This is a genomic window from Sporichthya sp. (assembly GCF_013815995.1).
In the GTDB taxonomy this organism is placed as follows: domain Bacteria; phylum Actinomycetota; class Actinomycetes; order Sporichthyales; family Sporichthyaceae; genus Sporichthya.
The window spans coordinates 1-13375 of sequence record NZ_JACDFE010000117.1 but is presented as its reverse complement, the minus strand read 5'-3'; the positions used below and the strand labels follow the sequence as shown (position 1 = coordinate 13375).

The window sequence follows — 13375 nt, the reverse complement described above, 5'->3', positions numbered from 1 at the left end:
CACCAGCCCGGCCCGCAGCCGGGTCTCCAGCGCGCGACGTTCCTCCGGCAGGTAGCCGCCGCGGTAGGAGGCGACCTTGCCGGCCAGCGCCGGGTCCACCTCGGCGAGGGCGTCCCGGGCCAGCAGGGCGACCACCTCGGCGCCCCGCCGGGAGCGCACGAAGGCGACGGCCTGGGCGTCGCCCAGGACCAGGTCGGTGAGCAGGTCGGCGGTCTCGGCCAGGGCGGTGCGCCGCACCGGGGCCCCACCTTCGCCGGTGCGGTCGGTCAGCGGGGGTTCCCACAGCACGAACGCGGCCTCCCCGCGCGGGGAGGCGTCCTCGGTCACCTCGACCACCGGCAACCCGGTCAGCCGGCTCGCGGAGCCGGCCGGGTCGGAGACGGTGGCCGAGGTCAGCACGAAGACCGGGTCGGAGCCGTAGCGGGCGCAGATCCGGCGCAGCCGGCGCAGCACCTGGGCCACGTGGGAGCCGAACACGCCGCGGTAGGTGTGGCACTCGTCGATGACGACCACCGACAGCGTGCGCAGGAAGCGCACCCAACGGGCGTGCCCGGGCAGCAGGCTGCGGTGGAGCATGTCCGGGTTGGTGAGCAGGTAGTTGGCGTGGCTACGGATCCAGTCCCGCTCCGGGAACGGGGTGTCGCCGTCGTAGCAGGCCGGCCGCACGCCGTCCTGGGCCAGCCCGAGGCGGCCGATGGCGGCCAACTGGTCGGCGGCCAGCGCCTTGGTGGGGGACAGGTAGAGCACGCCGGGGCAGTTGGCGGTCGGGCCGGCGGCGCCGGAGAGCACCGCGGTCAGCGCGGGCAGCAGGTAGGCCAGCGACTTCCCGGACGCCGTTCCGGTGGACAGGACCACCGACCGGCGCGCGCGGGCGTGCTCGGCGGCAGCCACCTGGTGCTCCCAGGGCCGCTGAATGCCGATTCCGCTCAGGCGTTCCTGCAGCAGGGGAGGCATCCAATCCGGCCAGTCGACCTGACGCTGGGCGCGGGCCGGTGATCGGTGCACGTGCGTGATCCGCTCCCGGCGGCCCGGCCCGAGCAGCAGACCGGCAAGCAATTGGTCGGCCCGGCCGTCTGAACAGGTCACGTCGAAGGCCACGACGGCAGTGTTGCAAACGCCTCCGACGGGTAGGGGCACCTCCAGGGCCGTTTCTCCATGCCGGGAACGGCCCTCCGTGGGTGGTTGAATGGGGACGACGCCCCAAGCCGAACCTGTCGAACGTGCTGGAGGACTCCCGTGGACCTGTCCCTGACCACCCGCGACGAGGGTGACCGGACCGTGGTCGCCGTCGGCGGCGAGATCGACGTCTACACGGCGCCGAAGCTGCGCGAGCAGCTGGTCGACCTGGTCAACGCGGGCCGCTACCACCTGATCGTGGACATGGAGGGTGTCGAGTTCCTCGACTCCACCGGTCTGGGCGTGCTCGTCGGTGGGCTCAAGCGGGTGCGCGCCCACGAAGGGTCGCTACGCCTGGTCTGCACCCAGGAGCGGATCCTCAAGATTTTCCGGATCACGGGGCTGACTAAGGTCTTCCCGATCCACGACACGGTGTCCGAGGCTCTCACCGCCGTCGGCTGATCGTGCCGGGCCTCCTCACCGATCCCTCTCTCAGAGACCGGGGCCTGCCTCGTGCCCACCGTCCACCTGCGGTTCAGTGCGCTGCCCGCGCACGTCCGCACTGCGCGTCTGGTCGCTGCAACCGTGGCGCGCCGGTCCGGTGTGGGCGACGACCTGCTCGACGAGGTCCGCCTCGCGGTCGGCGAGGCCTGCTCCCGCGCGGTCGGTCAGCACACCCGCTCCGGCCTGAACGAACCGGTCACGATGCGGCTGCTCACCGAGCCCGGCCGGTTCTGTGTCGAGGTGGCCGACGTGGTGCCGATCGGCGTCCCGCTTCCCGGGATCACGTCGGCCGCGGACCTCCTGGACGCCGACCCCGACGACATGGATGAGTCGCTGGGCCTGGCTCTGATCTCGGGCCTGGTCGACGACGTCGCAGTGATCCCGGGCATCGACGGCACCGTGGTCCGGATGACCTGGGCCGCCACCGCGCTCTGAGGCGCTCCTGTCCAGCCGGACAAATCGGACGGGGGCCGTTCAAACCGTCCTCCGAATCCGCCCCGGCGCGCCCCGGGGGCGGGGTTCGGTCGAGCCCTCCGACCTGCGTAGACTCCCCGCGTTTGACCCGGCGGCGTCCATTTCGTCCGCCGCCCCCAATTCGCGTGTGTCGGGCTCACCTTGGATGTGGCCAGGCGCCGTCCCCGGGGCAGCCGAAGCCCCACCTTGTAGGAGGACTTGATGTCAGGGATCAACCTCGCCGCAGAAGGCGGCGAGACGGTCTCCCTCTCTGGCGGGAACACGACGATCGTGCTCGTGGTCGCGCTCGTCGCCTTGCTGGCGCTGGGAGTAGCAGGTTTCCTGGTCAAGGAGGTCCTTCGGGCCGACCAGGGCACCGAGAAGATGCAGGAGATCTCCCTCGCTGTGCAGGAGGGGGCGTCCGCATATCTGACGCGGCAGTTCAAGACACTCTCTGTGTTCGCCGCGCTGGCGTTCTTCATTCTCTTCGCGCTGCCGGCCGAGAGCTCGAACGAACGGATCGGGCGATCGATCTTCTTCCTGGTGGGCGCGGTGTTCTCCGCGATCACCGGTTATGTGGGCATGTGGCTGGCCGTCCGCGCGAACGTGCGCGTCGCCGCCGCGGCCCGGGTCGGTAAGGCCGGCGAGCTGCCGGCCATCCGGATCGCCTTCCGCACCGGTGGTGTGGCCGGCATGTTCACCGTCGGCCTCGGCCTGCTCGGTGCCGCGACGGTCGTGCTGATCTACGAGGAGGAGGCCCCCAAGGTTCTGGAGGGCTTCGGCTTCGGCGCCGCGCTGCTCGCGATGTTCATGCGAGTCGGCGGCGGCATCTTCACCAAGGCCGCGGACGTCGGCGCCGACCTGGTCGGCAAGGTCGAGCAGGGCATCCCCGAGGACGACCCGCGCAACGCCGCCACCATCGCCGACAACGTCGGTGACAACGTCGGTGACTGCGCCGGTATGGCCGCGGACCTCTTCGAGTCCTACGCCGTCACCCTGGTCGCCGCCCTGATCCTGGGTGTGGCCGCCTTCGGCAACGACGGCCTGGTCTTCCCGCTCATCGTCCCGATGATCGGTGTGCTCACCGCGATCATCGGCATCTTCGCCGTGGCCCCGCGCCCCGGCGACCGCAACGGCATGGCCGCGATCAACCGGGGCTTCTTCATCTCGGCGGTGGCCTCGGCGGTCTTCTGCTCGATCGCCGCGTTCGTGTACCTGCCCGACTCCTACGAGGGTCTGTCCGCGTCCTCGCAGCTGCTCGACGAGACCGGCGCCTCGATCGTCGACGGCGACCCGCGGATGTTCGCGGTCGTCGCGGTCCTCATCGGCATCGTGCTCGCCGCGGCGATCCAGCAGCTCACCGGTTACTTCACCGAGACCAACCGCAAGCCGGTCATGGACATCGGCAAGACTTCGCTGACCGGTCCCGCCACTGTCATCCTGGCCGGCATCTCGGTCGGACTGGAGTCCGCGGTCTACTCGGCGGCGCTGATCGGCCTGGCCGTTTACGCGGCCTACATGCTCGGCTCCGGCGTGCTTATCCTGGCGCTGTTCGCGGTCGCGCTGGCCGGTACCGGTCTGCTCACCACGGTCGGCGTCATCGTCGCCATGGACACCTTCGGTCCGGTCTCGGACAACGCCCAGGGCATCGCGGAGATGTCCGGCGACGTGCACGGCGAGGGCGCCCAGGTGCTCACCAGCCTCGACGCCGTCGGCAACACCACCAAGGCCATCACCAAGGGCATCGCGATCGCGACGGCGGTGTTGGCCGCGACCGCCTTGTTCGGCTCGTACTACAACGAAGTCATCAAGGCCGTCGACGAGACGGGGGTCGACCCCTCCGAACTCGGACTGCGCACCCAGCAGGCGCTGGCCACGTTCGACATCATCAACCCGAACATCCTGGTCGGCCTGATCCTGGGCGGCGCCGCGGTGTTCCTCTTCTCCGGTCTGGCGATCAACGCGGTCGCCCGCGCGGCCGGCGCCATCGTGTTCGAGGTGCGCCGTCAGTTCCGCGAGCACCCCGGGATCATGGAGGGCACGGAGAAGCCGGAGTACGGCCGGGTCGTTGACATCTGCACCCGGGACTCGCTGCGGGAGCTCGCCACGCCCGGCATCCTGGCCGTGATGGCCCCGATCGCCGTCGGCTTCGGCCTCGGCACGGCGCCACTCGCGGGCTTCCTGGCCGGCGCGATTGCGTCCGGCGTCCTGATGGCGGTGTTCCTGTCCAACTCCGGTGGGGCCTGGGACAACGCCAAGAAGCTGGTCGAGGACGGCAACCACGGTGGCAAGGGATCGCCGGCTCACGAGGCCACGATCATCGGTGACACCGTCGGTGACCCGTTCAAGGACACCGCCGGCCCGGCCATCAACCCGCTCATCAAGGTGATGAACCTGGTCGCGCTGCTGATCGCCCCCGCGGTGGTCAAGCTCAGCATCGGCGAGGACGAGAGCGACGCGATGCGGGGCACCATCGCCGGCGTCGCGATGCTGATCATCGTCGCTGCGGTGATCAACTCCAAGCGCAGGTCGATCGCCGTCAGCGACGAGAGCACCTCGGGCAAGTCGACCGCCGAGGTCACGGGCTGACCAGCCCAAACGCACGTTTCGGACCCGCCGTCCCCACCGGGGGCGGCGGGTCCGCCGCGTCGGCGCCCCAAGGAGCGCTGGCGGGTTGTCAAGGCAACGGGAGCTATCGTGTCGACTCGGCGCCTCCCGTCGGGGTGGGACGAGCCGCATTCAGGACGACCGGGGAGCTTGTAAGTGGCCGCTGAGAAGAAGGCGCGTGGCCGTGATGGTCAGGCTGCCGGATCCGGGCCTGCCCTGGTCATCGTGGAGTCGCCCACCAAGGCCAAGAAGATCGCCGGGTACCTCGGCAGCGCCTACGTCGTCGAGTCCTCCTACGGCCACATCCGCGACCTGCCCAACGGCGCCGCGGAGGTCCCGGCCAAGTACAAGGGCGAGTCCTGGGCCCGCCTGGGCGTCGATGTCGACCACGGTTTCGAGCCGCTCTACGTGGTCGCCGCGGAGAAGAAGGCCCAGGTCAAGAAGCTGAAGGACGCTATGGAAGGCGCCAGCGCGCTCTACCTGGCGACAGACGAGGACCGCGAGGGCGAGGCGATCGCCTGGCACCTGCGCGAGCTGCTCGCGCCCACGGTGCCGGTGCACCGGATGGTGTTCCACGAGATCACCGAGCGGGCGATCATCGAGGCCGTCGAGAACCCGCGCGCGCTGGACCAGGGCCTGGTCGACGCGCAGGAGACCCGGCGCATCCTGGACCGGCTCTACGGCTACGAGGTCAGCCCGGTCCTGTGGAAGAAGATCATGCCGCGGCTCTCCGCGGGCCGGGTGCAGTCCGTGGCCACCCGCCTGGTGGTCGAGAAGGAGCGGGAGCGGATGGCCTTCCGGGCCGCCGCGTACTGGGACCTTGACGCCACCTTCGACACCGGCCGCGCCGCTAACGCGGACGAGCCCACCACGGTGGTCGCGCGCCTCGCCTCGGTCGACGGCAAGCGCGTCGCCTCCGGCCGCGACTTCTCCTCGGTCGGTGAGCTCAAGGGCGACGTGATGCACCTCGACGAGGCCGCCGCCGGTGCCCTGTCGACGCGGCTCGCCTCGAGCGCGTTCACCGTCCGTAAGGTCGAGCGCAAGCCGTACACCCGCAAGCCGTACGCGCCGTTCCGTACCACCACGCTGCAGCAGGAGGCCTCCCGCAAGCTCGGGTTCGGCGCCAAGCGCACCATGCAGGTCGCGCAGAAGCTGTACGAGAACGGCTTCATCACCTACATGCGTACGGACTCCACGACGCTGTCCGAGACCGCGGTCGCGGCCGCGCGCTCGCAGGCCGCCCAGCTCTACGGCGCCGACTACATCCCGGACTCCCCGCGCCGCTACGAGTCCAAGCAGAAGACCGCCCAAGAGGCGCACGAGGCGATCCGCCCGGCCGGCGAGGAGTTCCAGACGCCGGCGCAGACCGGCCTGTCCGGTGACGAGTTCCGCCTCTACGAGCTGGTCTGGATGCGCACGGTCGCCTCCCAGATGAAGGACGCGGCCGGGCAGTCGGTCTCGGTCCGCATCGGGGGCCGCTCGTCCTCCGGCGAGGACGCGGAGTTCTCGGCCTCGGGTAAGACCATCACCTTCCCCGGCTTCCTCAAGGCCTACGTCGAGGGCGCGGACGACCCGGACGCCGAGCTGGACGACCGCGAGAAGCGGCTGCCGCTGCTCACGGAGAATGACGATATGCGCGCGCTTTCGATGACAGTGGAGGGGCACGAGACCCGTCCGCCGGCGCGTTACACCGAGGCCTCGCTGGTGGCCGAACTCGAGCAGCGCGACATCGGCCGCCCGTCGACCTACGCCTCGATCATCGGCACCATCCTCGACCGCGGGTACGTGTTCAAGAAGGGCACCGCGCTGGTGCCGGCCTGGCTGGCGTTCTCCGTCGTCGGCCTGTTGGAGAAGCACTTCCCGCACCTGGTCGACTACGACTTCACCGCGCGGATGGAAGACGTCCTCGACGACATCGCCAACGGCGAGGCCGAGATGGTCGAGTGGCTCTCCAAGTTCTACTTCGGCCCGCCGGAGGGCACCCCCGCGGTCACGCCGAATGGTGACGGTCCGTCAGGTCCCACGATCCTCACCGGGCTCAAGCAGCTCGTCTCCGACCACGTCGGCGACATCGACGCCCGCGAGGTCAACTCGATCCCGATCGGCGCGGGCATCTTCGTCCGCGTCGGCCGGTACGGGCCCTACGTCGAGCGCGAGCGCGACGGCGAGATCGAGCGCGGCAACATCCCCGACGAGATGCCGCCGGACGAGCTGACGATCGAGAAGGCCGAAGAGCTGTTCTCCGCGCCCTCGGACGACCGCGTGCTCGGCGTGCACCCCGAGACCGGGCTGGCGGTCCTGGCCAAGAACGGCCGCTTCGGTCCGTACGTCACCGAGGTGCTGCCGGAGGGCTCGAAGGACAAGCCCCGTACCGCGTCGCTGTTCAAGTCGATGGTGCTCGATGAGGTGACGCTCGATCAGGCCCTGGACCTGCTGAGGTTGCCGCGCACCCTCGGCGAGGTCGAGGGCGAGCCGGTGCTGGCCTCCAACGGCCGGTACGGCCCGTACGTGAAGAAGGGCAACGAGACCCGCTCGCTGGTCTCGGAGGACCAGCTGCTGACGGTGACGCTCGACGAGGCGATGGCCCTGATCGCGCAGCCGAAGGCCCGCGGCCGGCAGGCCTCGACTGCGGCTCCGCTGAAAGAGCTCGGCGTCGACGGCGTCTCCGGCAAGCCGATGGTGGTCAAGGACGGCCGGTTCGGTCCGTACGTGACCGACGGGGAGACCAACGCCTCGCTGCGCAAGGACGACGACGTCGAGACCCTGACCGACGAGCGCGCCTCCGAGTTGCTCGCCGACCGCCGCGCCCGCGGCCCGGCCAAGAAGGCCACCCGCAAGGCCCCGGCCAAGAAGGCCCCGGCGAAGAAGGCCGCCGCCCAGAAGACCACCGCCAAGAAGACCACCGCCAAGAAGACCACCGCCAAGAAGGCGCCGGCCAAGAAGGCCGCCGCGAAGGTCGCCCCCGAGGCGTAACGGGCGGTGCACCGCACCACTCGCTCATGCATGAGCGAATGGTCGACCGGAACGGACAAATCGGGCGCGGAACGACCACTGGGTCAGGCAAGACCGACGCGTGGGACGGGTGGGGCGGCGTCGGGGGTCGCCAATAGGCTGAGGCAATGCCTGACCAGCCGCCCGGAAGCTCACCACCGGTGGCGCCGGATACGGACATGCGGGCGGTGCTGCGGATCGCCACGTTCCGGCGGCTCTGGCTGGCGCTCTCGCTGTCCAGCCTGGGGGACTGGCTGGGCCTGCTGGCCATCACGGCGATGGCGGCCGAGCTCACCACGGACAGCTCGTCGGACCAGAACTACGCAGTAGCCAGCGTCTTCATTCTGCGCCTCGTGCCGGCGCTGCTCTTCGCCCCGATCGCGGGCGTGGTCGCGGACCGGCTGGACCGCAAGGTCACGATGGTGGTCTGCGACGTCGGGCGGGCGGCGCTGTTCGTCTCGATCCCGATCGTCGGGTCGCTGTGGTGGCTGCTGGTCGCGACGTTCCTGATCGAGGCTCTGAGCCTGTTCTGGATCCCGGCCAAGGAGGCCACGGTCCCGAATCTGGTGCCGCGGGAACGGCTGGAGGCGGCCAACCAGCTCAGCCTGGTCACCGCGTACGGGTCCGCGCCGATCGCGGCCGGGCTGTTCACCGTGCTGTCGTTGATCACCGGCTCCCTCGGTGCGCGCTTCGAGTTCTTCGTGACCCACCCGGCCTCGCTGGCGCTGATGTTGAACGGGCTGACCTTCCTGGTCGCGGCCGGCACGGTGGCGACGTTGGCGATCCCGAACGACCACCTGGAACGGGCGCGGGCGGAGAGCCCGTGGCGCTCGCTGGTCGAGGGCTGGAAGTTCGTGGCCGGCACGCCGGTGGTGCGCGGGCTGCTGATCGGGATGCTCGGTGCCTTCGCGGCCGGTGGCACCGTCGTCGGCCTGGCGCCGACGTTCGTTCGCGGTCTCGGGGCCGGCAACCCCGGCTACGGCACGCTGTTCGGCGCGGTCTTCGTCGGCCTGGCCCTCGGCATGCTGGTGGGTCCGCGGCTGTTGGCCGGGCTGAGCCGGCGCCGGCTGTTCGCGATGTCGATCGTCGCCGCCGGGCTGCTGCTGATGCTGGTCGCGGTGATTCCGGAACTCGCCGTCGTCGTCCTGGTCGTGGTGCTGCTCGGTCTGGCCTCCGGGGTCGCGTGGGTCACCGGCTACACCCTGATCGGGCTCGAGGTCGCCGACGAGCTGCGCGGGCGGACGTTCTCCTTCGTGCAGTCGATGCTGCGCCTGACGCTGGTCGCGGTGCTGGCCGCCTCGCCCGCGCTGGCCGGCGCCGTCGGCAGCGTCGACCTGCATCCGACCGAGGACGTCACGCTGTCCTACAGCGGCGCCGCGGTGGTCTTCCTCAGTGCCGGCGCGGTGGCCGCGCTGGTCGGGCTCTTCTCCTACCGGCACATGGACGACCGCAAGGGTGTCTCCCTGACGCGGGACGTGATCGCCGCGCTGCGCCAGGAGACACCGCTGGCCGCCCCTATCGCCACCGGGTACTTCATCGCGTTCGAGGGCGGTGACGGCGCGGGCAAGTCCACCCAGGTGCAGCGCCTCGCCGACTGGCTGACCGAGCGCGGGCACGAGGTCGTGGTCACCCGCGAACCCGGGGCCACCGCGATCGGACGCCGACTGCGCCAGATGCTGCTCGACACCCACGACCTCGGCCTGTCCGCCCGCACCGAGGCGCTGATGTACGCCGCGGACCGGGCGGAGCACGTGGAGGACGTGATCCGCCCGGCCCTCGAGCACGGCGCGGTGGTGATCACCGACCGCTTCATCGATTCCTCGATCGCCTACCAGGCTGCGGGCCGGGCGCTCTCGGCGTCGGACATCGACCGGCTGTCCCGGTTCGCCACCCGCGGTCTGGTCCCCGCGCTCACGATCGTGCTCGACGTCTCGCCCGAGGTCGCGGCCGAACGTCGCCTGCTCCCGCCGGACCGGATGGAGTCCGAGTCGATGGAGTTCCACCACCGTGTCCGGGCCGGCTTCCTGGACCGCGCCGCCCGGCGCCCGCGCCGCTACTTCGTGATGGACGGGACCAAGCCGCCGACGGAGATAACCGCCGCGGTGATCAAGCGGGTCGGGGAACTGCTGCCCGCACCCGGAACCGCCGACCCGGAACCGACGAAGCCGCTGCCCGCCGAAGAGAATCCCCTGTGAGCCTGAGTGGCGTGTGGACCGACGTCGTCGGTCAGGCGAGCGCGGTCGACGTGCTCGCCTCAGCGGTGGCCGGCGAGCCCGGTGCGATGACCCATGCCTGGCTGATCACCGGCCCGCCCGGGTCCGGGCGCTCGGTGGCCGCCCGCGCGTTCGCCGCCGCGCTGCAGTGCGCGGCGGGCGGGTGCGGAGACTGCCGGGAGTGCCATACGGTGCTCGGCGGCACGCACGCCGACGTCGAGGTGCTCTCCACCGAACTGCTCAGCATCGGGGTGAAGGAGACCCGCGAACTGGTCCGCCGGGCGGCGCTGTCCCCGGCCGGCGGCCGCTGGCAGGTGATCGTGGCCGAGGACGCCGACCGGCTCACCGACCAGGCTGCGAACGCGCTGCTCAAGGCGATCGAGGAGCCGCCGCCGAAGACGGTCTGGATCCTGTGCGCTCCGGCCATCGAGGACGTGCTGCCGACGATCCGCTCGCGCTGCCGCTCGATCCACCTGGTGACGCCGAGCACCGCTGCGGTGGCTGCGGTGCTGGTCCGCCGCGACGGGATGGACGAGAACACCGCCCGGGTGGCCGCGCTGGCCTCGCAGGGTCACATCGGCCGGGCCCGACGCCTGGCCCGGGATCCCGATGCCCGGTCCCGGCGGGCCGACGTGCTCGCGCTGCCGCGCAAGGTCGGCGACGTCGGGTCCTGCCTGCGGGCGGCCGAGCGGTTGATCGAGGCGGTGAAAGCGGATGTGGCCGCCACGGCCGAGGTGACCGACGCGGCCGAGCGGGAATCGCTGAAGGCCGCTCTGGGAATCGGCACCGGCGCCAAGCAACCGCCCGGCGCCGCGGCCGCGCTCAAGGAGTTGGAGAAGCGGCAGAAGACCCGCGCCACCCGGTCCCAGCGCGACGGTCTGGACCGGGCCCTGGTGGACCTGGTCGCGTTCTACCGGGACGTGCTGGCGGTCCAGCTCGGCTCCGGCGTGGACCTGGTCAACGAGGCCGAGGCGCCCGCTGTGCAGGACGTGGCCACGGCCTCGACCCCGGAGGTCACCCTGCGCCGGATCGAGGCCGTGCTGGCCTGCCGGACGGCCCTGGAGACCAACGCTGCCCCGTTGCTGGCCGTCGAGGCGATGACCCTCGGCCTGCGCTGAGTTCTGCGTTGAACTGCGTTGAACTGCGTTGAACTGCGTTGAACTGCGATGACGCGGCGGTGACCGGCCGGCACAGTGCGCTCGCATAGGGTCGCGAGCATGATGATCCCGCTGGGTGGTCCCCGCACCCGCGCGGCCGCCGCCCTCGCCTGCAGTCTTGTATGGGCCCTGATCGCGTCCGGTTGCGACGGCGGCTCCGGCACCCTCCCGGCGGCAAGTCCCGCGGCCACCCCGACCAGTTCTGCGGGCTCGAGCACCGCGCCCAGCGCGGAGACGGCGGACCCGGCCGCTCTGCGGGCCTTCACCGGTCAGAAACTGAACTGGACTTCCTGCGCGGGCACCTTCCAGTGCACCAAGGTCAAGGTGCCGGTCAACTACGCCGAGCCGGACGGGCCGAGCCTCAACCTTGCGGTCACCCGGCTACGGACCACCGGGTCCAAGCGGATCGGCTCGCTGCTGATCAACCCCGGCGGGCCGGGCGGGTCAGGTGTCAGCTACCTGCACGCGGCCGCCACCGCGATCACCGAGCCGGTGCGGGCCGGCTACGACCTGGTCAGCTTCGACCCGCGCGGGGTCGGGGACAGCAAGCCGATCGACTGTCTGACGGACAGTCAGCTCTCCGAGTTCCTGGACGCGGACGTCACCATGGACGACCCGGGCGACCTGCCGACCTACGAGCGCCTGGCGCGCGGGTACGCCGAGGGTTGCGGCAAGCGGACCGGGCCGTTGCTCGCCGAGATGGACACCGACAACGTCGCCCGCGACCTCGACGTCCTGCGCGCGGTCCTCGGCGACGACAAGCTGCACTATCTGGGCTACTCCTACGGCACCTTCATCGGTGCCCGCTACGCCGAGCTCTTCCCGGACAAGGTCGGGCGGATGGTGCTCGACGGCGCGGTCCAGCCCGACCTCAGCCTCGAGGACCTCTCCTACGCGCAGGCGCAGGGCTTCGAGCGGGCCTGGGACGCCTTCGTCAAGGCATGTCTGAAGGACAAGGACTGCCAGCTCGGCGACAAGCGCGGGGAGATCGACAGCCGGGTCCGGGCGATGCTCAACGCGGCGGACAACAAGCCGCTGGGAACGCGCGCCGGCCGCGAGGTCGGCGAGGCGACGGCCACCTACGGCATCCTGGCGGCCCTCTACAACCAGGGCCGCTGGGACTTCCTGCGCCAGGCGATCTTCGCCGCGTACAACGGTGACGGCACCGGACTGCTGCTGCTGGCCGACAACTACCTGGAGCGCGACGGCTCCGGCACGTTCGGGAACAACGCCAACGAGGCGATCTCCGCGGTCAACTGCCTGGACCGGCCGTTCAGCGGGACGGCCGAGCAGATCCAGGCCGAGGTGCCGCGGTTCCGGCAGGCCTCTGCCCTCTTCGGCGAGTTCATCGCGTGGGGTCTGCTGCCGTGCAGCTACTGGCCGGTGAAGCCCGACGGCGGCCCGGTGCCGGTCACCGGGCCCGGTGCCGCCCCGATCGTGGTCATCGGCACCACCCGGGACCCGGCCACCCCGTACGAGTGGGCCAAGGCGCTGGCGGGGCAGCTGGAATCGGGGGTCTTCGTCTCCCACGACGGCGACGGGCACACCGTCTACGGCGACGGCAACCGGTGCATCGACCGGCTCGTCGAGGACTACCTGGTCAACGGCGAAGCCCCCCGCGAGGGCGTCGAATGCGACTGACCTGCGCATCTGACCCTGCGTAACTGACATGTGCTCAGGTGTCGCCCGAATCATTGCAAAGTGATTCACCTTTACTGTCTGGTGCGATTCGTCACGTTCTGCATAAATTCATCCGGATGACCGATTTCGGTTCCGGCGTGCTCTGGAGGACCTATGAAGAACCTGACCCGCTCCACCGCGGTGCTCGGTGCCGCCGGCATGGTGGCCGCCGGCCTTGTGGCAACTGCCGCGCCGGCCAGCGCCAACCACACCTTCGTCATCAAGGTGACCGAGGTACAGACGGACTACGACGACGACTTCACCGGGGACCCTGAGGTGGGCGACAGCTTCTCGTTCACCTCGAACCTGCGCCAGGACGGCAAGCGGGTCGGCAAGGACACCGGTAGGTGCGTCTTCAAGAAGTTCTACGGTCCGGAGAATTACCCGACCGGTGCGAGAGTGCGGTGCGTCGTCACCGTGCACTTCTTCACCAAGGGCACGATCCGCGTCGCCGGCACGACCCGCTTCGACTTCGATGACGACCACGCCAGCTTCACGATCCCGGTCACCGGTGGCACCGGCGACTACCGGGGCGTCGGTGGCACCGTGCGGGTGAACGAGGTCTCGGACACCAAGTCGCGCCTGACCTTCCGTCTGACCGGCGTGGACCACTAGCACCGACACGCAGAAGCGGCGGCCACCCCGGGGGGTGGC

The 13375-nt window shown here is 70.5% G+C and carries 9 protein-coding genes; 8 read left to right on the top strand and 1 reads right to left on the bottom strand.

Annotated elements, in window-relative coordinates:
• A partial coding sequence (locus H0X00_RS13970) for a DEAD/DEAH box helicase (RefSeq protein WP_293772020.1) occupies positions 1 to 1098 on the bottom strand: 1098 nt, incomplete at its 3' end.
• Between the two features lie 138 nt (positions 1099 to 1236).
• On the opposite strand from H0X00_RS13970, the gene H0X00_RS13965 reads away from it, so the two are divergent.
• From H0X00_RS13965 to H0X00_RS13930, 8 genes are all read left to right on the top strand, one after another.
• On the top strand, positions 1237 to 1578 hold the full coding sequence (locus H0X00_RS13965) for an STAS domain-containing protein (protein ID WP_293772017.1): 342 nt from the start codon (positions 1237 to 1239) through the stop codon (positions 1576 to 1578).
• A gap of 51 nt (positions 1579 to 1629) precedes the next feature.
• Positions 1630 to 2055, top strand: a complete 426-nt coding sequence (locus H0X00_RS13960) for an ATP-binding protein (protein WP_293772014.1) — start codon at positions 1630 to 1632, stop codon at positions 2053 to 2055.
• A gap of 240 nt (positions 2056 to 2295) precedes the next feature.
• Positions 2296 to 4662, top strand: coding sequence for a sodium-translocating pyrophosphatase (locus H0X00_RS13955; RefSeq protein ID WP_293772012.1), 2367 nt, complete (start codon positions 2296 to 2298; stop codon positions 4660 to 4662).
• Positions 4663 to 4836: 174 nt separating this feature from the next.
• Positions 4837 to 7653, top strand: coding sequence for a type I DNA topoisomerase (gene topA / locus H0X00_RS13950; protein ID WP_293772009.1), 2817 nt, complete (start codon positions 4837 to 4839; stop codon positions 7651 to 7653).
• Between the two features lie 146 nt (positions 7654 to 7799).
• Positions 7800 to 9866: a dTMP kinase gene (tmk, locus tag H0X00_RS13945; RefSeq protein ID WP_293771975.1), complete on the top strand. Its 2067-nt coding sequence runs from the start codon at positions 7800 to 7802 to the stop codon at positions 9864 to 9866.
• Complete coding sequence (locus tag H0X00_RS13940) at positions 9863 to 11002, top strand: DNA polymerase III subunit delta' (RefSeq protein WP_293771973.1); 1140 nt, start codon at positions 9863 to 9865, stop codon at positions 11000 to 11002. The genes tmk and H0X00_RS13940 overlap by 4 nt, the downstream gene beginning before the upstream one ends.
• Positions 11003 to 11101: 99 nt before the next feature.
• On the top strand, positions 11102 to 12682 hold the full coding sequence (locus H0X00_RS13935) for an alpha/beta hydrolase (protein ID WP_293771971.1): 1581 nt from the start codon (positions 11102 to 11104) through the stop codon (positions 12680 to 12682).
• A gap of 153 nt (positions 12683 to 12835) precedes the next feature.
• Positions 12836 to 13336 (top strand): hypothetical protein, encoded by a 501-nt coding sequence (locus H0X00_RS13930; protein WP_293771969.1) that lies wholly within the window; start codon positions 12836 to 12838, stop codon positions 13334 to 13336.
• Positions 13337 to 13375 lie beyond the last annotated feature (39 nt).